The following is a 22,249-nucleotide window of genomic DNA, read 5'->3' as shown; positions in this document are numbered from 1 at the left end:
CCGCGCCCGGCGGGCGGGCGCTAGCCCCGGGCGGGAATCCTGGCCAGCAGGCGCAGGGAGGCGGGGGACACCCTGGACAGGGCGTGCAGGAGGTGCCCTTCGGCGTTGACGGGCACGACGGGCTTGTTCTTGATGATGGCGTGGACGACCCGCTCGGCGACCTTCTCCGGCGGGTAGTTGCGCAGCTTGATGGCACGCTGCCCGCGCTCGCGGAGGCGTGCGCGGGCCTCGGCGTCGCCCTCCAGGTGGACGGCGTTGTCGACGATGCTGGTGCTGACGAACCCGGGGCACACGGCCGTGACGCCGATGCGCGAGCCGGCCAGCTCGGCGCGCAGGCACTCGCTGAGCATGAGGACGGCGGACTTCGTCGTGCAGTAGGCGGGCATGCCGCGCCACGGCGCGAACGCGGCCGCCGACGCGATGTTGACGATGTGGCCGCCGAGGTTGGGCTTGTCGGGCTTGTTGGGCAGCGCGTCCACGCGGTCGCGCATCTGGCGGCCGAACAGCCGGCAGCCGTGGATCACGCCCCACAGGTTCACGCCGAGGATGCGCTCCCAGTCCTCGACCCCGGTGTCCAGGAAGGGGCCGGTGACCGCGATGCCGGCGTTGTTGACGACGATGTCGGGGACGCGGTGGGTCTCCTTCACCCGGGCGGCGAAGTCCTCCATCGCGGCCTCGTCCGCCACGTCCACCTCGTAGGCGGTGCCGCCCGCGCCGAGCGTCTTGGCGAGGGTGACCGTGTTCTCGGCGGCGGGGAGGTCGATGTCCGCCGCGACGACGGTGGCGCCGTTCCCGGCCAGGGCGAGGGCGACGGCCCGGCCGATGCCGCTGCCGGCTCCGGTGACGACGGCGAGCGCTCCGTCGAAGTGCGCGAGGGGCATCCAGACCTCCGAGGTGTGCGGCGGATCGAATGATCTGAACGTTACTCAGCCCGCCGCCGCCGCGCCGGCGATGACGGTGTCCACCTCCGCTTTGCGGGCGGTCTCCTCGGCGGCGAACCGCTCGGCGTCCACCTTCTCGGCGATCTCCTCGTCCTGGTGCATGAGGGCGTCGAGGTCGGCCTTGGACATGTCCAGGACGCCCATGTCGTCATAGGCGCGCCGGATGCGGTCGCTCCACAGCCCGATGTCCTTCACGCACGGCACGATGCGGCTGAACAGCAGGCTCTGGAACATCCGCATGTACGGCGAGTTCTCGACCATCTCGTCGACCTCCTTCGGGTCGATCCCGAAGTTGGTCCAGATCTCCCGGCCGCGGATGCGGTCGCGCATCAGGTAGCAGCCCTCGATGACGAAATCCTCGCGCTCGCGGAGCTCCGCCTGCGAGAGCTGCTTGTAGTAGTCGCGCAGCGCCAGCCGCCCGAACGCGACGTGGCGCGCCTCGTCCTGCATGACGTAGGCGAGGATCTGCTTGGGCAGCGGCTTGGTGGTGATGTCGCGGATGACGCCGAACGCGGCGAGCGCCAGGCCCTCGATGAGCACCTGCATGCCGAGGTAGGGCATGTCCCAGCGCGGGTCGGTGAGGGTCTCGTTCAGCAGGTCCTGCAGCTTGGTGTTGATCGGGTAGACCATCCCGACCTTCTCGTGCAGGAACCGCGTGAACAGCTCGACGTGGCGGGCCTCGTCCATCGTCTGGGTGGCGGAGTAGAACTTGGAGTCCAGGTCGGGCACCGACTCGACGATGCGGGCGGCGGTGACCATAGCGCCCTGCTCGCCGTGCACGAACTGGGAGAACTGCCAGGACGTGGAGTGCTGCCGCAGCTCACCGCGCTCCTTCTCCGACATCATGTCCCAGTACTTCGTCCCGTAGATGGCGAGGGACTGGTCGGGGACGCCGAGGACGTCGTGCGGGTCGACCTCCAGGTCCCAGTCGATGCGCTTGACCGAGTCCCACTGCTTGTCCTTGCCCTTCTGGTAGAGGGCGAGGAGACGGTCGCGGCCGTCGTCGTACTCCCAGGTGAACCTGGCGTCGCCGGTCATCGGCACGGTCCAGGCTTCGGACGGGACGGAGTCGGTGTACAGATCGTGGGTCGACATGGGCGTCCTCCCCGAGCGCGGGCGTGCGCCGCCCGCTGGTACGTACGCTGTACGTCTTACGTACAATGTACGTACCGTGTCATGACACACTTACGGGTGTCAACGGCGAGGAGGAGCGGAAGCGATGGCGAGGCGTGTGACCTCCGACACCCCGCGGCCGGGCCTGACCCGCACGCGCATCGTGGAGGCGGCGGTCGAGCTCATCGAGCGGGAGGGCGCGGACGCGCTGTCCATGCGCCGGGTCGCCGCCGAGCTGGACGTCGCCGTGATGTCGCTCTACAACCACGTCCCGAACAAGGGCGCGCTGCTGGAGGGCGTGGCCGAGCACGTCGTCGCGGGACTGGAGCTGTCCGACGACCCGTCCGAGCCGTGGCAGGAGCGCGCGCGGGCGCTCGTCCGGGCGTTCCGGAAGGTCGCCCACGACAACCCGCGCTGCATGTCGATCGTCCTCACCCACAAGGTCGACACCCCGGTGGGACTGCGGCCGGCCGAGCGCGCCCTGGCCCTCGCCGACGCGGCCGGGTTCGACGGCGAGACGGCCGTGCGCATCATGCGGGCGCTCATCGCCTACGCGCTCGGCGCCCAGATGCGCGAGATCGGCATGGCGAAGATGCTGGGGCACCTCGCCGAGACGGGGGCCGAGTCGTGGACGCGCCTCGACCCGGACGAGTTCCCGCACGTGATCGCCTATGGCCCGGCGCTGGCCGACTTCGATGCCGAGACCGACTTCGAGTTCGGCCTCGACCTGCTCATCGGGGCGCTGGACGCGCTTCCCCGGCGGGCGCCAGGTAGGGGCTGAGTCCGTTCCAGCAGAAGTCGGTCATGTAGCGGGCCGCGTCCTCCGCCGACACGTCGGGACGGCCCGTCTGCCACAGCGCCATCCGCTCGCTCGCCCCCATGATGATCTGCGTGTACGCCTCGACCGCCCCGGCCGGGGCGGACGGCGCGAACGTGCCGAGCACTCCGGCGATGAGCTCGCTCTGCTGCCGCCGGGTCTCGTCGATGGCCTGGATGGCCTCCGGGGCGGCGGCCATCGGCTCGCGCAGCAGCATCGCGAACGACCTGCTGTGCTCGTCGATGAAACGGAAGTAGGCGACCATTCCGCGCGACAGGATGTCCTCGGGGGTGGTGGCGCCCGCCATCGCCTTCTGGGTGACGTCGAACAGCTCGGCCTTGGAGCGGCTCACGCACGCCACGAGCAGGCCGTCCTTGGAGCCGAAGTACTCGTAGAGCATCGGCTTGGAGACCCCGCAGCGCTCGGCGATCTCGTCCATGGAGGCGGCCTGGTAGCCGCGCTCGCCGAACACCCGCTCCGCCACGTCCAGCATCTGCCGTTCGCGCTCGGCGCGCGACATCCGGCGGCGGCGGGGCGGGGGTGTGGCGCCACTCACAGGAGAATCCCCTCTGTTGGACCTACCGTCAGTAACCTACTCCCGGTAACTTACTGCGAGTAGGTTATCTGAGAGGAGGGGTCATGAGCGAGCGCGCCCCGGCGATCGTCATCATCGGCTCCGGTTTCGCCGGCCTCGGCATGGCGATCCGGCTCAAGCGGTCCGGCTTCCACGACTTCGTCGTGCTGGAGAAGAGCGAGGCGCTCGGCGGGACCTGGCACGACAACACCTATCCGGGCTGTGCCTGCGACGTCCCGTCGCACATGTACTCCTTCTCCTTCGAGCTGAACCCGGGCTGGACGCGGATGTTCGCGCCGCAGCCGGAGATCCGCGCCTACATGGAGCGCACCGCCGGCAAGTACCGGGTGCGCGAGCACATCAGGTTCGGGGCGGCGGTCGACTCCATGGAGTACGACGACGACGCCCGCCGCTGGAAGGTGGCGCTCGCCGACGGGACGGTCCTCACCCCGAAGGCCGTCGTGTCCGGCATCGGCGCGCTGCACGTCCCGTCGTTCCCGGACCTGCCGGGCGTCGAGCGGTTCCAGGGGACGGCCTTCCACTCCGCCGAGTGGGACCACTCCTACGACCTCACCGGCAAGCGCGTCGCCGTCATCGGCACGGGCGCGTCCGCGATCCAGTTCGTGCCGAAGATCGCCAAGCGGGCGGGCGAGCTCGTGGTCTTCCAGCGGACGCCGCCGTGGATCCAGCCGAAGCCCGACGTCCCCATCCCCGCGCCCGTCCGCGCGGTGTTCGGGAAGGTGCCGGGCGCCGCCCGCGCGTTCCGCGGCGGCATCTACTGGGCGCTGGAGGCCCGCGCGGTCGGCTTCACGATCGACCCGCGGCTGTCCACTCCGCAGGAGAAGATCGCCCGCCGGCACATCGCCAACCAGGTCGCCGACCCCGGGCTGCGCGCCAAGGTGACGCCGGACTACACGATCGGCTGCAAGCGGATCCTGCTGTCCAACGACTACTATCCGGCGCTCTCGCGTCCCAACGTGGAGGTGGAGACCTCCGGGATCGCCGAGGTGCGGGAGAACTCGGTCGTCACCGAGGACGGGCGCGAGTACGAGGTCGACTGCATCATCTACGGCACCGGCTTCAAGGTGACCGACGCCCTCACCGACCTGCGCGTCACCGGCCGGGACGGCGTCAAGCTCCAGGAGATCTGGGCGGACGGCATCGAGGCGCACCGCGGTACGACGATCCCCGGCCTGCCGAACTTCTTCATGCTGCTCGGCCCGAACACCGGCCTCGGCCACACCTCCGTCGTCTTCATGATCGAGGTGCAGATCCAGCACGTGCTGAGCTGCCTGCGCCTGATGCAGGAGACCGGCGCCGACGCCATCGAGCCGAAGCCGGAGGCGGCGCGCCGCTTCAACGACCGCCTGCAGCGGCGGCTGCGCCGCGCCGTCTGGAACGAGGGCGGCTGCAACAGCTGGTACCTCGACGACCAGGGCGTCAACCGCACCCTCTGGCCGGGCCACACGTTCGAGTTCTGGGCCGGCTCCCGCAAGGCCAGGCCGGAGGAGTTCGTCCTCACCCATTGAGCGGGGCCTGGCGGGAGGCCATGCCCGGCGGGAGGCCTTGCTGGTCATGGGCGGCGGTGGGTCAAGGGCCGTGCTAGTCAGGAGGCATGGTGAAACCGCTGATGCCGAGATCGGTCGCCCGCTTCAACAAGGTCGTCACGAACCGGGTGCAGGGCGTCTACGCGCCCTACCTCCCGCCCTTCGCGATGATCGTCCACCGGGGCCGCAGGTCGGGGCGCGAGTACCGGACGCCGGTGACCGCGTTCCGCAGCGGCGACCGGCTCATCGTCGGGCTGCCGTACGGGCGGGACGCGGACTGGGTCCGCAACCTGCTCGCCGAGGGCCGCGGCGGCGTGGAACGGCTCGGCCGCGTCCGCAGGCTCGGCCGTCCGCGCGTGCTGACGGCCGCCGACACCGCCGAGCTCCCGCCGCCCGCCCGCCTGGCCGCCCGCCACATGGACCTTCTGGTGGCCGAGATCGAGGACTGATCGGATCCGCGACGGCGCGGGGATGCCCGTCACGTCCTCCTCGGGGGCGTCACTTGCCGGGCGTGAACATCGGGCGGAAGCCCGCGACGAGCTGGCGGATCACCGGGCGCTGCTGGTCCGGGGTGCGGCCGCGCAGGTCGTGGATCGGGTCGAGGCCGTCGTAGTACGGGGCGAGCGCGAGGAACGGCAGGATCATCATCAGCCAGGTGGCGAGGACCTCCAGGTCGGCGTCCTCCCCGATGGCGCCCTGCGCCTTCCACAGCTCCAGCGTCGGGTGGATGACCAGCAGGTAGTGCTGGTTGGCCGTGTCGCGGACGACGGACCGGACGCCGTTGTCGAGCTCGAAGTTCGTGGCCGCGGTGACGCCGCGCTCCAGCGGGTGGTCGGCCATGTACTCGGTCCAGTCGCACAGGACGTCGACCAGCCACTCGTCGAAGGGCTGGTCGAAGTCGATCCGCTCGATGCGGCGCTCCATCTCCTCGCGGATGCGGCGCGACGCCTCGTCGCACACGAACGCGAAGAACTCCAGCTTGTCGCTGAAGTACTGGAACAGCGAGCCCTTCGCGATCCCGGCCTCGCGCGCGATCGTGTTGAGGCTGCCGGTCGAGTACCCGTGCTCCCCGAACTCGCGCATCGCCACTTCGAGCACGCGTTCGCGCTTGGCGACGTTGAGGCGGAACCAGGTCGACGTCGGCATGGACCCCTTCGACTTTCCGTCAGGAACCGGTAACCAGGAGGTCAGGATAACGCTCTGTCGAACCACCTGTGACCCGAACGTCACGCGCGCCCCTGGCGGGTCCTGGTCACCGTGCGCCGGGCTGGCCCCGGCGGGCGCGCCGGCGACCGTACAGACTTGCGGCGCGGAGGGTGGCGTCGAGGGAGAACCGGGCGTCGGCGTTCTCGAGGCTGTCGCCGAGGTAGCCCTCCAACTGGCGGAGCCGGTACCGGACGGTCTGCGGGTGGATCTTCAGGCGCTCCCCGATGTCGACGGCGGTCGCCCGGGTGGTGACGGATTCGGTGAGCGTCTCGACGAGGCGCCTGCGCTGCCCGTCCGACACGTCCTGCAGTGGTTCCAGGTGCCGGCGGGTGAGCTCCTCGACCAGCGGCGGATCGGACAGCAGCCACATGGTCATCAGGTGGTCCTCGCAGGGGATGAGGGAACCGTCCGGGATGATGCCCTCCTCGGCGAGGTCGAGGACGCGGCGGGCCCAGCGCAGGGAGTGGGCGGCCCGTTCCAGCGGCAGGGTGAGGCCGAGGACGCAGCTGGCGTCCGGCAGCGCGGCGCGCAGCATGTTCCGCCGGTCGGCGGTGAGCGGCCCGGGGACGAGCAGGCACGGTTCCGCCGAGTCGAAGTCGGTGAGGATGTCGGTGTCGAGCGCGGAGCGGGTGCAGGGCGCCTCGGGATGGACGGCGACGAGGGTGGCCTCGGCCGGCAGCGGCCACCAGCCGGTGGACTTGGCGAGGTCCTCGATGGCCTCGGGGACGACGGCGGGCCGCTGCAGGATCAGATGCAGCAGCCGGCGCCGCTCCTCGCGGCGGCGCAGGTCGGCGTGCCCGGTGGCCTGCTGGTAGCCGAGGCGGGCCTGTGCGACGGATTCCTCGAGGTAGACGAGCATGGCGTCGACGGCGGCGGACACGACGAAGGTGGGGACCCGGGCGCGCTCGGCGAGGACGGCCGTCCGGCGCCACGCGACGTGGAAGGCGATCCGGGCCGCGGCCTGGAGATGGTCGAGGCTGCGCCCCTCGATGGCCTCGAAGCGGCCGAGGGTGCGGCAGGTCTCGTCGCGCTGGTCGGTGGAGGCGTCCGGATCGGAGATCCGGTCCAGGAAGGTCGGCAGCAGGATGTCGGCGCAGAGCCGGAGGGTCTGGTCGTAGGCGGGATCGGGCCGGTCGTACTCCGGGATGCTCCGCTTGATCTCGGTGACGATCTCGTTCGTGACGTCGGACAGTTCCGCGCGCAGCAGGCCGAGGAATTCTTGGAAGTCAGTCTGACTCCGGTCGTGTTCAGACAATTCTAATGCCTGCGACATGGGAAAGCGAACCTCCACATCGAGCCGGCCCGGCGCCGTGGCGCCCTCCTGGCGGCGGCGCTGGATGGGGGTGTGCCGGACGGGAGGCGAACACCCTGGAATGAGATCGATAACACCGTGAACATAAAGTCGCCAGTCGGCGGTGGCAAGGGTCTTCGGTTCGATAGGCCGCACGGCGCCACGTCTTTGCGCGTGATGTGACAAGAACGACGTTCGGTTGCTGGGCCGGTGACAAAACTGGTGCCCTGGATGGGCGGGCGTGCCGTCGGCCGGTCTCATGTTACCGAGTGGTAGTCAACTGGTGACGGTTCCAGGGAGGGGGAAGGCTAAGCCGGTGACAATTTTCTGAGGCCATTTACCGAATTGTGCCGAAGAGCCCGTGGTCCCCTATTGAATACTGCGTCCAGTGCGCCGTAATGTCCTCGAAACCTCCTTCCGAGCGCGAGCGGTGGTGTCGTGGGAATTGAAGTGGTCGTCGAGGGGCTGACGAAAGTCTTCGGCCGGCAGACGATCTGGCGTGATGTCACGCTCACTCTCCCGCCCGGTGAGGTGAGCGTGCTGCTGGGCCCCTCCGGCACCGGCAAGACCGTCTTCCTCAAGTCGCTCGTCGGGCTGCTCAAGCCGGAGGAGGGCCGCGTCCTCATCGGCGGGGTCGACATGGTCAACGACCGCGACCGCGAGGTGTTCGAGGCGCGCAAGCGGTTCGGGCTGATGTTCCAGGACGGCGCGCTCTTCGGCTCGCTGCCGCTGTTCGACAACATCGCGTTCCCGCTCCGCGAGCACACCCGCAAGAAGGAGTCCGAGATCCGGCGGATCGTGATGGAGCGGATGGAGATGGTCGGCCTCACCGGCGAGGAGCGCAAACTGCCCGGCCAGATTTCCGGCGGCATGCGCAAGCGCGCCGGCCTCGCCCGCGCGCTCGTCCTCGACCCGGAGATCATTCTGTGCGACGAGCCCGACTCCGGCCTGGACCCCGTCCGCACGGCGCATATCTCCCAGTTGCTGATCGACGTCAACGCGCGGATCGACGCGACGATGCTGATCGTCACGCACAACATCGACATCGCCGCGACCGTCCCGGACAACATCGGCATGCTGTACCGCCGCGACCTCATCGCGTTCGGCCCCCGCGAGGCGCTGCTGACCAGCGACGAGCCGGCCGTCCTGCAGTTCCTGCACGGCGACACGCGCGGACCGATCGGCATGTCGGAGGAGAAGGACGCCGCGCTGCTCGCCGCCGAGGCCGCCGGCCCCGCGCCCCTCCAACGCACCCTGGAGATCCCGCCGCAGCTGCGTCCCACGCCCGGGGCGCCGCCCCGGCAGGGCGAGCTGCGGCACGCGCGGCGCCTCGACGAGATGATGCCGCGCCTCTCCCGCCGGGCGCAGCAGGCGATCTACGCGAACCGCAGGCACGCGCCGGAGGGCGGCGTCCCCGATGCGAACTGACCGCCCTCGAACCGACGAGCCGACCGCACCGCGCGGCGACGCCCGTGTGCACGAGGAAGGAGACGCGCGTGGCGGCACCTGACTCCGCCGTTCCCGGCGCCGGCGCGCTGCGCCAGACCGGGCGGCTCTTCGCGCTGGCCGCGACGGTACTGGCGCTGTCGTTCCGGCGCCCGTTCCAGCTCCGCGAGCTGGTCCAGCAGTTCTGGTTCATCGCGTCGGTGTCGATCCTGCCGACCGCGCTCGTGTCCATCCCGTTCGGCGCGGTCATCTCGCTCCAGGTCGGGTCGCTGGCCAAGCAGCTCGGCGCGCAGTCGCTCACCGGTGGGGCGAGCGTCCTCGCCGTCGTGCAGCAGGCCAGCCCGCTGATCGTGGCGCTGCTGATCTCCGGCGCGGCCGGGTCGGCGATCTGCGCGGACCTCGGCTCCCGGACGATCCGCGAGGAGATGGACGCGATGGAGGTGATGGGCGTCTCGCCCATTCAGCGCCTCGTGGTCCCGCGCGTCCTCGCCTGCATGGCGGTCGCGGTGCTGCTGAACGGCCTGGTCTCGGTCGTCGGGGTCGCGGGCGGCTACTTCTTCAACGTGCTGCTGCAGGACGGGACGCCCGGCGCCTACCTCGCCTCGTTCTCCGCGCTCGCGCAGCTGCCCGACCTGTACATCGGCGAGTTCAAGGCGCTGATCTTCGGATTCATCGCCGGCGTGGTGGCCGCCTACCGCGGCCTGAACCCGAATGCCGGCCCGAAAGGCGTCGGGGACGCGGTCAACCAGTCGGTCGTCATCACGTTCCTGATGCTGTTCTTCGTCAACCTCGTGCTGACCGCCATCTACCTGCAGGTCGTCCCCCCGAAGGGAGCGTGACATGGCGGTCTCCGGGGTTCGCCGCCTCCGCCCGGTGAAGCTGGTCTCCTGGCTGGACCAGCCCGGCGACCAGCTCGGCTTCTACGTCCGGGCGCTGCTGTGGACGCCGCGCGCGCTGCGCCGCTACCTGCGCGAGTCGCTGCGGCTGCTCGGCGAGGTCGCGTTCGGCAGCGGCGCGCTCGCCGTCATCGGCGGCACCGTCGGCGTGATGATCGGCATGACGGTGTTCACGGGCGTCGTCGTCGGCCTGTCCGGCTACGCCGCGCTCGACCAGATCGGGTCGGCGGCGTTCACCGGCTTCGTGTCGGCGTACTTCAACACCCGGGAGATCGCCCCCCTGGTGTCCGGGCTGGCGCTGTCGGCGACGGTCGGCGCCGGGTTCACCGCGCAGCTCGGCGCGATGCGGATCAACGAGGAGATCGACGCGCTGGAGGGCATGGGCATCCAGTCGGTGCCCTACCTGGTCACCACCCGGATCATCGCGGGGACCGTCGCGATCGTTCCGCTGTACGGCATCGGGCTGCTCAGCTCCTATCTGGCCTCCAGACAGGTGACGCTCTGGTTCAACGGGCAGTCGGCCGGCACCTACGACCACTACTTCAACATCTTCCTCGCCCCCGAGGACGTGCTGCTCTCGTTCGCCAAGGTGCTGATCTTCAGCGTGATGGTGGTGCTCGCGCACTGCTACTACGGCTACCGCGCGGTCGGCGGCCCCGCCGGCGTGGGCGTGGCCGTCGGCCGCGCGGTCCGCACCGCGATCGTGCTGATCAGCGTGACGGACTTCTTCGCCAGCCTCGCCATCTGGGGTGCCACGACCACCGTGAAGGTGACGGGCTGACATGGGGCCGAACTGACATGGGGTGGATCTGACATGGCTCGGCGAACCACCCGGCACGTGGTCGGGCAGCGCCTCACCGGGGTGGCGTTCCTGCTCGTCCCGGCGCTGCTGGTCTGGTTGTCGATCGCGATCTACGACAAGCAGTTCACCGACGCGACGACGGTGACGCTGCGCACCTCGACGGCCGGGCACGAGATGCACGCGATGGCGGACGTGAAGGTCCGCGGCGTCGTCGTCGGCGAAGTCCGGTCCATCAGGGCGGACGGGGCCGGCGCGAAGCTGGAGCTGGCGCTGAAACCGGGGGTGACCGACCGGATCCCGGCGGACGTCCAGGCGCGGCTGCTGCCGACGACGGTGTTCGGCGCCCGGTTCGTCTCGCTCGTCCCGCCGCCCGGGTCGACGGGACGGCCGATCGCCGACGGCGACGTGATCTCCGAGGACCGCAGCCAGAACGCGGTGGAGCTGTCGGAGGTCCTCAACCACACGATGGACCTGCTCGACACCATCCAGCCGGCGAAGCTCTCGGCGACGCTGAACGCCATGGCGCGGGCGCTGGAAGGGCGCGGCGACCAGATCGGCCGCAACTTCGAGCAGCTCGACGCGTTCCTGACCAGGCTCAACCCGGAGGTGCCGGCGCTCGCCCGCAACCTCCAGGAGCTGGCGGCGTTCACCCAGCACGCCTCCGACGCGGCGCCCGACCTGCTTCAGGCGCTCACGGACTTCACGGTCACCAGCCGGACGATCGTCGACCAGCGCACCGCCCTCGCGACCCTGTACGACGCGGTGTCGGGATCGTCCGCCGACCTTGAGGACTTCCTGCGCGCCAACTCCGGCAACATCATCGCGCTGGCGACCGAGAGCCGGGGGAGCCTGGACCTGATGCGCCGCTACGCCCCGGCCGCGCCCTGCACGTTCCGCGCGCTCGCGGGCTTCATCCCGACGATGAACAAGGTCCTCGGCAAGGGCACGGACGAGCACGGCGTCCACGGCCTGGTCGTGCCGGTCACGAGTAAGGGCCGCTACGTCCCGGGCAGGGACGCCCCCCGCTACGACGGCGGCGGTGGGCCGCGCTGCCCGGGCGTCCCCTACCTCGGGACCGGGGACGGGGTGCGGGTGCTGCCCGCCGGCGGCGCGCCGGGCCAGGGCGGCGCGGCCGGCAGCGGCCTGGGCCCCGCGAACTCGGCGTCGGAGAACGACCTGGTCAACGAGCTTGCCGGGGCGCCGCTGGACGAGGTCCCCGAGGAGCTGCCGGACTGGTCCAGCGTGCTGGTCGGGCCGATCTACCGGGGCACGGAGGTGACGGTGAAGTGAGGCTCGCCGGTCAGGGGATCAAGGGCATGGGCTTCCCGCTCGTCAGCTCGCTGATCTTCATCGTCGTCACGGTGCTGGCGACCGCGCTGCTGGCGTCCAGCATCACCGGCGCCACCAGCGGCGACCGCGTCACCTACTACGCCAAGTTCACCGACGTGGCCGGGCTCCACCCGGGGCACGGCGTGCGGATCGCGGGCGTCGAGGTCGGCCAGGTCGAGGAGATCAAGGTCAGCGACCGGCGGCTCGCCCGGGTGAAGATCTCCGTCGACCGGGACCGGCAGATCCCCGCGTCGGCGACCGCCGCCGTCAAGTACCTGAACCTGGTCGGCGGAAGGTACGTCTCCCTCGGCCAGGGCACCGGCTCGCCCGGCCAGGTACTGAAGCCCGGCGGGACGATCCCGGTCGGGCACACCGCCGGGACGCTCAACCTCACCCAGCTGTTCCAGGGGTTCCAGCCGCTCATGCAGGCGCTGTCGCCCGGGGACGCCAACAAGCTCTCGGAGTCGGTCGTCAAGGTGCTCCAGGGCGAGAGCGGCACCGTGGAGAGCCTGCTGCGCACCGTCGGAGAGCTGACGAGCACGCTCGCCGCCAAGGACAAGGTGATCGGCCAGCTCATCGCGAACCTCGACAGCGTCGTCCAGACCATCAACGGGCGGGACCGTCAGCTCGTCGACCTGGTCACCACGCTGCGCCGGTTCACCTCCGGCCTCGCCACCGACCGCGTCCCGATCGGCGAGGCGCTCGGGTCGGTCGCCGACCTGACCACCGCCACCGCCGGGCTGCTCCAGGTCACGCGGGACCCGCTGAAGGACGACATCGTCCAGCTCGGCCGGCTCAGCGACAACCTCAACCGCGACGAGCCGCTGCTGACGCGCTTCCTCCAGCGCTCGCCCGGGAAGATGGCGACCTTCGGCCGCCTGGCCTCCTACGGCTCGTGGGTGAACTTCTACCAGTGCGAGGTGAAGTTGATCGGCGTCAGCTACGCGGGCTCCGACCTGTCGAACCAGCCGCCGCCGACCGGCCTGCCCATCAAGGACGCGAGGTGCCGCGGATGACGCCCCCGACTCCGCCCCCCGGCGGCCCGCCCCCCGTCCCCCCGGCGGGCGGGCCGCCTTCGCCGCTGCCGCGCCCCCTGCCGCGCGCCCTGCCGCGCCCGAAGCGGGGCCGGCCGCGGCTGAAGCCGTTGCGCGACCGCAACCCGATCGGGGTGGCGGCCGTAGGCATCGTGATCCTGCTGGTCCTCGGCACGCTCGCCTACCGCGCCGACCGGCTGCCGCTCATCGGCGGCGGGACGACCTACAGCGCGTACTTCTCCGAGGCCGCCGGGTTGGATCCCGGCCAGGAGGTCCGTGTCGCCGGGGTGAAGGTCGGCAAGGTCACCGGCGTCTCGCTCAAGGGGAACAAGGTCAAGGTCACGTTCCGGGTGAAGGACACCTGGGTCGGGAACGCGACCCGCGCCACCATCATGATCAAGACGCTGCTGGGGTCGAAGTACCTCCAGCTGGACCCGCTCGGCTACCGCAGGCAGAACCCGGAGAAGCCGATCCCGCTCGACCGGACCGTGGCCCCCTACGACGTCACGACGGCGTTCCAGGACCTCGGCCGGACGTTCGAGCAGCTCGACACGACCAAGCTCGCGCAGAGCCTGGAGACGATCTCTACGACGTTCGAGGACACACCGGCCAGCGTCCGGGTCGCGCTGCACGGCCTGTCGGCGCTGTCCACCACGATCGCGTCGCGGGACGCCGAGCTGTCCCGGCTGCTCGCCGGGACCAAGCAGCTGTCCGGCACGATCGCCGCGCAGAACTCCCAGTTCGAGACGCTCTTCAAGGACGGCAACCTGCTGCTCGGCGAGCTGCGCCGGCGGCGCGACGCCATCCACGCGCTGCTCGTCGGCACGCAGCGGCTCGGCACGGAGCTGGTCGGCCTCGTCGACGACAACCGCCGCACGCTGGGCCCGACGCTCGCGTCCCTGGAGCGGGTCGTCGGCGTCCTCCAACGCAACCAGAAGAACCTGGAGCGCGTGCTGACGACCGCCACGCCCTACATCCGCGTCCTCGGCAACGCGACGGGCAACGGCCGCTGGGTGGACGGCTACCTGTGCGGGACCGTCCCCGAGGAGTACCTGGTGAACGGCAGATGGCAACCGGAGGACCCGGACCGCTGCAAGCCGCCGCACCTGACGGGAGGACGGTGAGATGGCGTCCCCCCCGACGCGCCCGGTGAAGCTGCCGAAGCTCGGCTCGCCGATCCGCGACCACCGGACCCGGGTGCTGCAAGCGCTCATCGCGGTCTTCGTCCTGCTGGTCGCGATCGCGTTGGTCCCCTTCCTGAGCGGCGGCCCGACGCACCGGATCACCGCGTACTTCGCCACCGCGATCGGCGTCTACCCCGGCTCCGACATCCGCGTCCTCGGCGTGAGGGTCGGCTCGATCGACTCCGTCGAACCGCTCGGCGACAAGGTCAAGGTCGAGATGCGGGTGGACGACGACGTCGACGTCCCCGCCGGCGCCCGCGCCATCGTCATCGCGCCGAACCTGGTGTCGGACCGGTACGTCCAGCTCGACCCCGCCTACGACGGCGGCCCGAAGATGGCCGACGGCGGGTCGATCGATGTGAGCGACACCGCGACCCCGTTGGAACTCGACCAGCTCTACGCCGCGGTCCGGAAGATCTCGGGCGATCTCGGCCCGCGGGGGGTGAACGCGCAGGGCGCCCTGTCGGACGTCATCCGGGTCGGCGCCGCCAACCTCGGCGGCAACGGGCAGGCCCTCAACACCATGATCTCCGACCTCGGCAAGGCGTCGCAGACGCTCGCCGACAACAGCGGCGACCTGTACGCGACCGTCGCCAACCTCAACAAGTTCAGCGAGATGCTCCGCGCCAACGACGGGCGGATCCGCCTTGCCGAGAACCAGCTCGCCGAGGTGAGCGGGTTCCTCGCCGCCGACCGCGACGAGCTCGGCGCGGCCCTGCGCAACCTCGCGCGGGCGCTCGCCGAGGTGAAGGGGTTCATCCAGGACAACCGCGCGGCGCTGAAACGCAACGTCGGCAAGCTCACGGACGTCACCCAGGTCCTGGTCGACCAGCGGGCGTCCCTCGCCGAGCTCATCGACACCGCGCCGCTGGTGACGCAGAACGCCCTGAGCGCCTACGACCCGAAGACCCGGACGCTGATGGCGCGCGGCAACCTCCTGGAGATCACCAAGTCGTTCGGCAGCCTGGACCAGCCGGGCGTCGACCCGATCGCCGCCGACCAGCGGCCGGTGTGCGCCGCGGCGGCGTCCGCCACGCGGACGCTCCGCGAGCAGTGCGACCGGCTGACGAGGGGCGGGCTGGTCGCGGTGGCGCCGGCCGGGGAGACCGGCCTGCCGGCGCTGCCGCTGCCGCCCGCGGGCAAGATCTACGCCGGTACCGGCGGGAAGGCGGACCGCTGATGCGCACGCCCAAGCTCGTCGCGGCCCTCGCCGCCGGTGTGGTCCTGACGGCGGGCTGCTCGGTGCGGCTGGAGGACGTCCCGCTGCCCGGCGGCGCCGACCTCGGCGCCCACCCCTACACGGTGAGGGTGCAGTTCGAGGACGTGCTGAACCTGGTCCCGCAGGCCGCTGTCCGTGTCAACGACGTCCCGGTCGGGCGGGTGAAGAAGGTGTCGCTGCCGGCGGGGGCGTGGCAGGCGGAGGTGACGCTCGTCGTGAACGGCGACGTGCACCTGCCCGCGAACGCGACCGCCAACCTGGAGCAGTCGAGCCTGCTGGGGGAGAAGTACGTCAAGCTCGCCGCGCCGACGACGGCGCCGTCCCCGCAGCGGCTCACCGACGGCGCCGTCATCCCGGCGTCCCGCACGACGCGCAACGCCGACACCGAGGAGGTGTTCGGCGCGCTGTCACTGCTGCTGTCGGGCGGCGGGCTCCCGCAGATCCGGACCATCAACCGGGAACTGAACCAGGCGCTCAACGGGCGCGAGGACAAGGTCCGGTCCGCTCTGCGGAACCTCAACGCCTTCACCGGCACGCTCAACCGGAACCGGCAGTCGATCGTGAACGCGCTCGACGGGCTGAACCGGCTGTCGTCCACGGTCAGAGCCCGCAACGGGCAGGTCGGGACCGTCCTGGACGACCTGTCGCCCGGCCTGAAGGTGCTGGAGGAGCAGCGCGGCCGGCTCGTCGAGATGCTGCGCCGGCTGGAGAAGCTCTCGGACGTCGCCGTCAAGACGATCAACGCCAGCAGGGACGACACGGCTGCGAACCTGCGCTCTCTGGCGGTCATCCTGCGCAAGCTCGCCGACTCCGGCCGCGACCTGCCGAAGTCCCTGGAGATCCTGCTGACCTACCCGTTCACCGACGAGGCGCTCAAGGCGATCAAGGGCGACTACCTCAACGGCTACGTCACCGTCATCGCCGCCGACGGCTTCAACTGCGTCATGCCGCCGGTGAAGGAGGAGGGGCCGTTCGACGGCCTCGACGACGAGGAGGGGGCGCAGGCGCGCGCCCTCGCCGCGACGCCCACGGTCCCCGGCCCGCAGCCGGCGCCCTGCCCGGACACGGCGGCGGGTCGCGGTTCCGGAGCCGCCGCGCCCGGCGCCGGGACCCCCATCACGGGGACTCCGGACACCGGGACCCCCACCACGGGGACGCCGCGACCGGTGACACCGAGCCGGGCACCCGGGCCCGAAGGCCCGAGCAGCGAGCCCGCCCTTCCGCTGCCGACTCTCGGGGAGGGGAACTGACATGCTGACCCTGGTCACCCGCATCAAGGTCGCCGTGTTCGTCGTCATCGCGATCGTCGTCGTCGCCTACATCGGCGTCAACTACGCCGACGCGGGCCGCTACATCGGGCTGCGCGGGTACTACACCGTCCGGCTCGACCTGGCCGGCACCGGAGGCCTCTTCGAAGGGTCCGCGGTGTCCTACCGGGGCGTCACCGTCGGCAAGGTCGGCAAGCTCGACCTGACGCGGGACGGCGTCATCGCCGAACTCCGGATCGACGACTCGGCGCCGGACATCCCCCGCGACCTCCAGGCGATCGTCGCGAACCGCTCCGCGGTCGGCGAGCAGTACGTCGACCTGCGGCCCCGCGCCGACGCCGGGCCCTATCTGGCCCAGGGCACCACGATCCCGCGCAGCGTCACCACCATCCCGGCGCCGGTCGACGAGACGCTCAAGAGCGTCAACGACCTCACCGCCTCGCTCCCGCTCAACGACACCAGGGTCCTCATCGACGAGCTGGGGCGGGCGTTCGCCGGGCAGGGCCCGCACCTCCAGCAGCTCCTCGACACGAGCGACCGGTTCATCTCGGCGTCCGACGCGGCGTTCCCCGAAACGCGCGCTCTGATCCACAACGGGGAGGCGGTGCTGCGGACGCAGAACGAGATGTCGGGGGCGTTCAAGGCGTTCGCGACCAACTCCAGCCTGCTCGCGCGGCAGCTCCGCGACTCCGACGCCGACCTGCGCGAGCTGATCACGGCCGGGCCCGGCGCGGCGGCCGAGCTGTCCGGCCTGCTCCACGACCTTGACCCGAGCCTCGGCGTCCTGCTGGCGAACCTCCTCACGACCGCCCGCGTGGCCGAGCCGCGCCAGGCCGCCATCGAGGAGATGCTGGCCAATCTCCCGCGGGTCGCGGCGATCGGCCCCAGCATCGTGGACGGGAGCAAGCTCAGGATGGGCCTGGTCACCACGTTCTTCAACCCGCAGCCCTGCACGCGCGGTTACGGCAAGACCAGGTACCGCGACGGCCTCACCCTGTCGCCCGCCCCGTTCAACAGCGACGCGCACTGCGCGGAGAGCCCGAGCAGCGGCATCAACGTGCGCGGCACCGCCAACGCGCCGCGCAAGGGCGTCCCGGCGCCGGCCAGGCCGGGCACGCTGGGCGGCCCGGAGGCGACCGGCCTGCTCGCCTCGCTGGGCTTGGCCGGGCTGGCGCGGCAGCAGGCGCCGCCCGGCGACCTCGCCGCCCTGCTCGGGCTCGGGGGTGCGCGGTGACCTTCGTGGCGGCCGTGCTGCGCAAGCCGACCTGGACGATCCGGTGGATCCGTCCGGCCGGCCACGCCCTCACGGCCGCCGCCACCGTCCTGCTGCTGCTGTCGTTCTGGTCGCTGATCCAGTCCGGGCGGGGCGCCGACCACGACCTCGCCACCGCGCGGGACGAGGTGAGCCGGACCGCCGTCCGCGATCTGGCGCTGATCAACAGCATCGACCCCAAGGTGGCGGAGCTGGACATGGCGCACTGGCTGGACGTCGCCACCGGCCCGTTCGCCGACGCGCTGAAACGCGACATGCCGGGCGCGCGCGCGAAGTTCGCCGGGCAGAAGGCTCCCTCGCACGGACGGGTCACCGCACTCGCCGTCACCGCACTCGACCGGTCGGCGGGCGAGGCGACCGTCCTGGCCTCGGTCCGGATCTTCACCGAGCCCGCCGGTGACGCCGCCCAGGGCACCGAGCAGCGCAAACGCTACGAGGTCGGGATGCAGCGGGTCGGCGGCGCCTGGAAGATCAGCTCGCTGAGATCGCTGACGCCCGGGGGGAGCGGCCCGTGAGCATCACGAAGGAGCGCGCCGCGCGCCGCGGCCCCGTCCCGCGGCGGAAGAAGAGCCGCCGGCGCCCGCTCGCCGCCGGGCTCAGGCGGGCGGCCGGGCTCGGGTGGCCGGTGGCCCTCGCGCTGGCGCTGTGCCTGTCCGCCCTCGCCCTCGACGCCTGGGCCGGCAGGCGGAGCGAGCGGTCACCGGCCGCCAACCGTGCACTCGTCGACAAGGCCCGGACCGGTGCGGTCGTCGCCGACGTCTCGGCGAAGGTCGCGCGGATCTTCACCTACTCCCACACCGACCCGGCGGCCACCGAGCGCGCCGCGAACGAGGCCCTCACCGGCCGCGCCGTCGGCGACTACCGCAGGCTGTTCGGTCTCGTGAAGCAGAACGCACCGGTCATGAAGCTCGCCCTCACCACGAAGGTCGCGAAGGCCGGGCTGATCAGACTCTCCCGGGACGGGACGGCGGTCCTGCTGGTCCTGCTCGACCAGCAGGCCACCCGCGGCGGCAAGGCGACCGGCCCGCCGGTCGCGGCCCAACTCATCGTCTCGGCCCGCGACGACCACGGCTGGCGCATCAGCGACCTCCGGGCCGCCTGAAAAGAAAGGGTGGATTTCAGGTGACCAAGACCAGGACGAAGACCGCCGGCCCGGCGGCCGGCGAGCCCGAGGTCCGGGCGGACGAGCCCGAGACCCCGGCGGAAGAGGCGTCGGAGCCGGAACCGTCCGCGGGCCACGCGGCCGAGACCCCGGAGCCCGCGGGAGAGGAGGCCGCCGAGGACCCGGAGCCGTCGCCGTCCGAGAAGGAGACCGCTGAGGCGCCGACCGCGGGGCGGTCGGCGAAGGACGCGGCCGACCGGCCCCGGAACCGCCTCTCCAGGGATCCGCTGATCCGGGTCGCGTCGCTCGTGACGCTGGTCGCGGCCGGTGCCGCCGCGTGGTCCGGCTGGTCGTACCACACGGCGTCCGGCGACGACTCGATGGCCTACGCCGCCGAACGGGACCGGGTGCTCGCCGTCGCGGGACAGGAGATCGTCAATCTCAACACCCTCGACCACCGGCAGGTCGACGCGGGCCTCAAGGTGTGGCAGGACTCGGCGACCGCGCAACTCTACGACCAGATCGTCCAGGGGCGGGCCCGGCTGAGGACCGAGGTGCAGAAGGCGAGGACGACCAGCAGCGCGAAGATCCTCGAATCCGGGCTGACCGAACTCGACTCCCGCGCGGGCAAGGCGGCCGTCATCGCCGCCGTCCGCATCACCATCACCGGTGCCGACGGCAGGCCGGTCGACAACACCCGCCGGTTCGCCGGCCAGCTCACCCGGACCCCGGACGGCTGGAAACTGTCGGCGCTCGGCCAGGCCCCCACCGGCACGCCCTGATCGGGGAGGAGAAAGCGAGATGGCAGCGATCACTTCGGCCGGACGGTTCGTCCCCGGCACCGCGCGCACCCGCCTGGTCGTTCTCCTCGGGGCGCTGACGATAGCGCTCGGTTGCGCGGCCGCCTGGGCGAACGCCCAGGAGCGCGACCTGGCGGGCGCGGCGTCCGCGCAGAACGACGCCCTCAGTGACAACGGCCGTACCGCCGAGGTGAAGGGCCAGGTGACCACGGCCGTCAACACGGTGTTCTCCTACAACTACGCCGACGTGGCCAAGACGGAGAAGGCGGCGCAGGAACTGCTCACCGGAAAGGCCGTCCAGCAGTACAACCAGCTTTTCGCCCTGGTGCGCGAGCAGGCTCCGCAGCAGAAGCAGGTACTCACCACGGCGGTCACCGACTCGGCGGTGAAATCCCTGACCGGCGACCGTGCCCGCCTGCTCGTCTTCGCCGACCAGCGCAACACCCGCACCGACACGAACAAGACGAGCTACTCCGCGGCCGTCTTCGCCGTCGACGCCCTGTACGCCGACGGCAAATGGAAGATCTCCGCCATCGACACCCTCGGCGCGTGATGGGAACGGCATGCCACTGACAGGTGTTCGCCGATTAAGGAATGGCAGAACTGGGTGATAATGATGTTCGGAAAAATCCCCAGAATGGTCCTGGCCGTCACCGCGGTCACGGCCACCGCCACCGCTCTCACCGCGACCCCCGCCTGGGCGCTCGATCACAACGTCTTCATGCCCGGCGTGCCCTCGCCCTCCACCCAGCCCGTCACCGGAGAGAACAGCGGTTCCATCACGGCCGTGACCAGCAGTGGCGGGATCCTGACCTGCGTCGACACGGGCGCTTCGAAGGCCCTGAAGGCCACCGGAACGGTGCGGGTCGGCACCCGCGTCCTGGACCCCCCGCCCATCGGCTGGGTGACCGGTCTGACGTTCAGCAACTGCACTGTCTCGGGCCAGATCGCCGTGGTGACACCCCAGCTGCCGTGGTCCCTCTCTCTCCCGGGCCCGACCGCTTCCGGAGCCACAGCCGCTCAGCTGGGCGGCGTGAGGTTCACGGTGAGCATCCCCGCCATGGGGTGCTCCGTGAGGTTCCAGGGTTTGAGCAGTGGCAACGGAACGATCAACGGCGTGCACGCCAACCCGGCTAGCGCTGGAGCCGCCAGCACCCTCTCGCTGCCCTTCTCCGTCGCCAGCCTCCACGCGATCGTCCTCTACCCATGCCCCCCCGGCATCGTCCGGGGCGGTGACCAGCTCCTGATCAACGGCGTGATCACGCTGAGGGGTGTCAACTCCACCGCCAACGAGGGCCCGACCATCACGTGAGAGCACGCCGCTGGCCCTGAATCGTTACCAGACTCGAATCCGTTGATAAATCCGGCCTGATCGAAGACTAATCCGATGACAAACCTGTAAGGATCGGCGGAGTGCTTTAAGGGGAAGTCGAACAGCCTCTTGAGAAGTTCACTACTGGCGGGTATATTCCATTTTAGTACGGCAGGACTGGGTGGTCTTGTGGTGAAGTCGAAGAAGTTCGGCTTTCGGGGTTCTGCTCCCGTCGACCTGGAGGAGTTCGACCTGTAGAACGCGGTCAGTGTCCCTACGAGAAGAAGAATCCACCCCCCGTGAAGGGAAAGCGGACTGACATGCGAAAGATCACGAGAATGGCTCTGACCGTCACCGCGGTCACGGCCACCGCCGCCGCGCTGACCACGACCCCCGCCTGGGCGGCCGGTATCAACGTCACCATGCCCGGCGTGCCCTCGCCCTCCACCCAGGCCGTCACCGGCGAGAACAGCGGTTCCGTCGCGGCCGCCAGTAGCAGCGGCGGAGTTCTGACCTGCGTCGACACGGGCGCTTCGAAGGCCCTGCTGGCCACCGGAACGGTGAAGGTCGGCACCGGCGTCACGGACCCCATCGGCTCGGTGACCGGTCTGACGTTCAGCAACTGCACCGTCTCCAGCCAGGTCGCCACGGTGACGCCGCAGAACCTGCCGTGGTCCCTCTCCACCACGGGCCTGACCGCTTCGGGAGTCACCCCCGGCCGGCTGAGCGGCGTCAGGATCGTGGTGAACATCCCCAGCATCCCGTGCTCCGCGACGTTCCAGGGCTCGACCAGCACTAACGGGTTCATCAACGGTACGCACACCAACCCGACGAGCGCGGGAGCCGCCAGCACCCTCTCGCTGCCGTTCGGGTCCACCAACAACCTCGTCGCGACCGCCGTCTCCGCTACGTGCCCCACCAACATCGTCAAGAACGGTGACACGGCCACGCTCGCCGGCGTGATCAAGCTGAGGGGCGTCAACTCCACGGCCAAGGAGGGCCCGACCGTCGTCCGCACGTGACGTGAGAGCACGCCTCTGACCGAAGCCGCACCCGGGCGCTCGCCGCCCGGGTGCGGTTCCCCGTCGAAAAAGG

General features: G+C 70.7%; 23 protein-coding genes. 18 read left to right on the top strand and 5 right to left on the bottom strand.

The genetic code is table 11. The features are described 5' to 3' along the window. Positions 1–20: 20 nt before the first annotated feature. Positions 21–881 (bottom strand): SDR family NAD(P)-dependent oxidoreductase, encoded by an 861-nt coding sequence (locus tag BJ999_RS34695; protein ID WP_179837173.1) that lies wholly within the window; start codon positions 879–881, stop codon positions 21–23. A 45-nt stretch (positions 882–926) separates the two neighbouring features. After that, positions 927–2,036 carry a ferritin-like domain-containing protein gene (locus tag BJ999_RS34690; protein WP_179837172.1) on the bottom strand — a complete coding sequence of 370 codons (1,110 nt, stop codon included), beginning with the start codon at positions 2,034–2,036 and terminating at the stop codon, positions 927–929. Positions 2,037–2,160: 124 nt separating this feature from the next. Here BJ999_RS34690 and BJ999_RS34685 point away from each other — a divergent pair, with 124 nt between their 5' ends. After that, on the top strand, positions 2,161–2,835 hold the full coding sequence (locus BJ999_RS34685; protein ID WP_179837171.1) for a TetR/AcrR family transcriptional regulator: 675 nt from the start codon (positions 2,161–2,163) through the stop codon (positions 2,833–2,835). Here the strand turns inward: BJ999_RS34685 and BJ999_RS34680 are convergent. After that, positions 2,786–3,427: a TetR/AcrR family transcriptional regulator gene (locus tag BJ999_RS34680; RefSeq protein WP_229809967.1), complete on the bottom strand. Its 642-nt coding sequence runs from the start codon at positions 3,425–3,427 to the stop codon at positions 2,786–2,788. The two genes, BJ999_RS34685 and BJ999_RS34680, sit on opposite strands and share 50 nt — an antisense overlap. A gap of 83 nt (positions 3,428–3,510) precedes the next feature. Here BJ999_RS34680 and BJ999_RS34675 point away from each other — a divergent pair, with 83 nt between their 5' ends. Both BJ999_RS34675 and BJ999_RS34670 read left to right on the top strand, forming a co-directional pair. Continuing rightward, the gene (locus BJ999_RS34675; protein WP_179837170.1) at positions 3,511–4,974 is read left to right on the top strand and encodes a flavin-containing monooxygenase; all 1,464 of its coding nucleotides are present in this window, start codon (positions 3,511–3,513) and stop codon (positions 4,972–4,974) included. 86 nt (positions 4,975–5,060) lie between these two features. Continuing rightward, entirely contained in the window at positions 5,061–5,441 is a 381-nt protein-coding gene (locus BJ999_RS34670) for a nitroreductase family deazaflavin-dependent oxidoreductase (protein ID WP_218935376.1), read from the top strand. A gap of 49 nt (positions 5,442–5,490) precedes the next feature. Here BJ999_RS34670 and BJ999_RS34665 read toward each other — a convergent pair whose 3' ends face one another. Both BJ999_RS34665 and BJ999_RS34660 read right to left on the bottom strand, forming a co-directional pair. Next, positions 5,491–6,138, bottom strand: coding sequence for a TetR/AcrR family transcriptional regulator (locus BJ999_RS34665; RefSeq protein WP_179837169.1), 648 nt, complete (start codon positions 6,136–6,138; stop codon positions 5,491–5,493). A 106-nt stretch (positions 6,139–6,244) separates the two neighbouring features. Next, complete coding sequence (locus tag BJ999_RS34660; RefSeq protein ID WP_179837168.1) at positions 6,245–7,453, bottom strand: PucR-like N-terminal domain-containing protein; 1,209 nt, start codon at positions 7,451–7,453, stop codon at positions 6,245–6,247. A gap of 474 nt (positions 7,454–7,927) precedes the next feature. Between BJ999_RS34660 and BJ999_RS34655 the strand changes: the two genes are divergently transcribed. The 15 genes from BJ999_RS34655 to BJ999_RS34585 all read left to right on the top strand — a co-directional run bounded on the left by BJ999_RS34655 (position 7,928) and on the right by BJ999_RS34585 (position 22,176). Next, positions 7,928–8,917 (top strand): ABC transporter ATP-binding protein, encoded by a 990-nt coding sequence (locus BJ999_RS34655; protein WP_179837167.1) that lies wholly within the window; start codon positions 7,928–7,930, stop codon positions 8,915–8,917. 68 nt (positions 8,918–8,985) lie between these two features. Further along, entirely contained in the window at positions 8,986–9,774 is a 789-nt protein-coding gene (locus BJ999_RS34650) for an MlaE family ABC transporter permease (protein WP_179837166.1), read from the top strand. A 1-nt stretch (position 9,775) separates the two neighbouring features. Next, positions 9,776–10,612 carry an MlaE family ABC transporter permease gene (locus tag BJ999_RS34645; RefSeq protein ID WP_179837165.1) on the top strand — a complete coding sequence of 279 codons (837 nt, stop codon included), beginning with the start codon at positions 9,776–9,778 and terminating at the stop codon, positions 10,610–10,612. A 33-nt stretch (positions 10,613–10,645) separates the two neighbouring features. Further along, complete coding sequence (locus BJ999_RS34640; protein WP_179837164.1) at positions 10,646–11,923, top strand: MCE family protein; 1,278 nt, start codon at positions 10,646–10,648, stop codon at positions 11,921–11,923. Continuing rightward, positions 11,920–12,978 carry an MCE family protein gene (locus BJ999_RS34635; protein WP_229809966.1) on the top strand — a complete coding sequence of 353 codons (1,059 nt, stop codon included), beginning with the start codon at positions 11,920–11,922 and terminating at the stop codon, positions 12,976–12,978. The genes BJ999_RS34640 and BJ999_RS34635 overlap by 4 nt, the downstream gene beginning before the upstream one ends. Beyond that, positions 12,975–14,120, top strand: a complete 1,146-nt coding sequence (locus tag BJ999_RS34630) for an MCE family protein (protein WP_179837163.1) — start codon at positions 12,975–12,977, stop codon at positions 14,118–14,120. Before BJ999_RS34635 ends, BJ999_RS34630 begins: the two co-directional genes overlap by 4 nt. Position 14,121: 1 nt before the next feature. Next, positions 14,122–15,360, top strand: coding sequence for an MCE family protein (locus BJ999_RS34625; RefSeq protein WP_179837162.1), 1,239 nt, complete (start codon positions 14,122–14,124; stop codon positions 15,358–15,360). After that, positions 15,360–16,649 (top strand): MCE family protein, encoded by a 1,290-nt coding sequence (locus tag BJ999_RS34620; protein ID WP_218935375.1) that lies wholly within the window; start codon positions 15,360–15,362, stop codon positions 16,647–16,649. Before BJ999_RS34625 ends, BJ999_RS34620 begins: the two co-directional genes overlap by 1 nt. Position 16,650: 1 nt before the next feature. Then, on the top strand, positions 16,651–17,901 hold the full coding sequence (locus BJ999_RS34615) for an MCE family protein (RefSeq protein WP_179837161.1): 1,251 nt from the start codon (positions 16,651–16,653) through the stop codon (positions 17,899–17,901). Then, positions 17,898–18,455, top strand: coding sequence for a hypothetical protein (locus tag BJ999_RS34610; RefSeq protein ID WP_179837160.1), 558 nt, complete (start codon positions 17,898–17,900; stop codon positions 18,453–18,455). The genes BJ999_RS34615 and BJ999_RS34610 overlap by 4 nt, the downstream gene beginning before the upstream one ends. Then, positions 18,452–19,042, top strand: coding sequence for a hypothetical protein (locus tag BJ999_RS34605; protein ID WP_179837159.1), 591 nt, complete (start codon positions 18,452–18,454; stop codon positions 19,040–19,042). Before BJ999_RS34610 ends, BJ999_RS34605 begins: the two co-directional genes overlap by 4 nt. Positions 19,043–19,062: 20 nt before the next feature. Next, complete coding sequence (locus tag BJ999_RS41555) at positions 19,063–19,824, top strand: nuclear transport factor 2 family protein (RefSeq protein ID WP_218935374.1); 762 nt, start codon at positions 19,063–19,065, stop codon at positions 19,822–19,824. 19 nt (positions 19,825–19,843) lie between these two features. After that, entirely contained in the window at positions 19,844–20,395 is a 552-nt protein-coding gene (locus BJ999_RS34595) for a hypothetical protein (protein WP_179837158.1), read from the top strand. A gap of 84 nt (positions 20,396–20,479) precedes the next feature. Beyond that, positions 20,480–21,154 carry a hypothetical protein gene (locus tag BJ999_RS34590; RefSeq protein WP_179837157.1) on the top strand — a complete coding sequence of 225 codons (675 nt, stop codon included), beginning with the start codon at positions 20,480–20,482 and terminating at the stop codon, positions 21,152–21,154. Positions 21,155–21,492: 338 nt separating this feature from the next. Next, entirely contained in the window at positions 21,493–22,176 is a 684-nt protein-coding gene (locus BJ999_RS34585) for a hypothetical protein (protein WP_179837156.1), read from the top strand. Positions 22,177–22,249: the final 73 nt, after the last annotated feature.

This window comes from Actinomadura citrea (genome assembly GCF_013409045.1).
Classification (GTDB): domain Bacteria; phylum Actinomycetota; class Actinomycetes; order Streptosporangiales; family Streptosporangiaceae; genus Spirillospora; species Spirillospora citrea.
The sequence above is the reverse complement of the archived record's forward strand: the minus strand, read 5'-3'. Positions and strand labels throughout refer to the sequence as shown.

What these genes read in the sequence shown, in the direction of transcription:
- BJ999_RS34585 (WP_179837156.1), top strand. Translation starts at nt 21,493, where the DNA reads ATGGCTCTGACCGTCACCGCGGTCACGGCCACCGCCGCCGCGCTGACC.
- BJ999_RS34645 (WP_179837165.1), top strand. Translation starts at nt 9,776, where the DNA reads ATGGCGGTCTCCGGGGTTCGCCGCCTCCGCCCGGTGAAGCTGGTCTCC.
- BJ999_RS34640 (WP_179837164.1), top strand. Translation starts at nt 10,646, where the DNA reads ATGGCTCGGCGAACCACCCGGCACGTGGTCGGGCAGCGCCTCACCGGG.
- BJ999_RS34665 (WP_179837169.1), bottom strand. Translation starts at nt 6,138, where the DNA reads ATGCCGACGTCGACCTGGTTCCGCCTCAACGTCGCCAAGCGCGAACGC.
- BJ999_RS34670 (WP_218935376.1), top strand. Translation starts at nt 5,061, where the DNA reads ATGGTGAAACCGCTGATGCCGAGATCGGTCGCCCGCTTCAACAAGGTC.
- BJ999_RS34615 (WP_179837161.1), top strand. Translation starts at nt 16,651, where the DNA reads ATGCTGACCCTGGTCACCCGCATCAAGGTCGCCGTGTTCGTCGTCATC.
- BJ999_RS34685 (WP_179837171.1), top strand. Translation starts at nt 2,161, where the DNA reads ATGGCGAGGCGTGTGACCTCCGACACCCCGCGGCCGGGCCTGACCCGC.
- BJ999_RS34620 (WP_218935375.1), top strand. Translation starts at nt 15,360, where the DNA reads ATGCGCACGCCCAAGCTCGTCGCGGCCCTCGCCGCCGGTGTGGTCCTG.
- BJ999_RS34690 (WP_179837172.1), bottom strand. Translation starts at nt 2,036, where the DNA reads ATGTCGACCCACGATCTGTACACCGACTCCGTCCCGTCCGAAGCCTGG.
- BJ999_RS34595 (WP_179837158.1), top strand. Translation starts at nt 19,844, where the DNA reads ATGGCAGCGATCACTTCGGCCGGACGGTTCGTCCCCGGCACCGCGCGC.
- BJ999_RS34625 (WP_179837162.1), top strand. Translation starts at nt 14,122, where the DNA reads ATGGCGTCCCCCCCGACGCGCCCGGTGAAGCTGCCGAAGCTCGGCTCG.
- BJ999_RS34630 (WP_179837163.1), top strand. Translation starts at nt 12,975, where the DNA reads ATGACGCCCCCGACTCCGCCCCCCGGCGGCCCGCCCCCCGTCCCCCCG.
- BJ999_RS34675 (WP_179837170.1), top strand. Translation starts at nt 3,511, where the DNA reads ATGAGCGAGCGCGCCCCGGCGATCGTCATCATCGGCTCCGGTTTCGCC.
- BJ999_RS34695 (WP_179837173.1), bottom strand. Translation starts at nt 881, where the DNA reads ATGCCCCTCGCGCACTTCGACGGAGCGCTCGCCGTCGTCACCGGAGCC.
- BJ999_RS34590 (WP_179837157.1), top strand. Translation starts at nt 20,480, where the DNA reads ATGGTCCTGGCCGTCACCGCGGTCACGGCCACCGCCACCGCTCTCACC.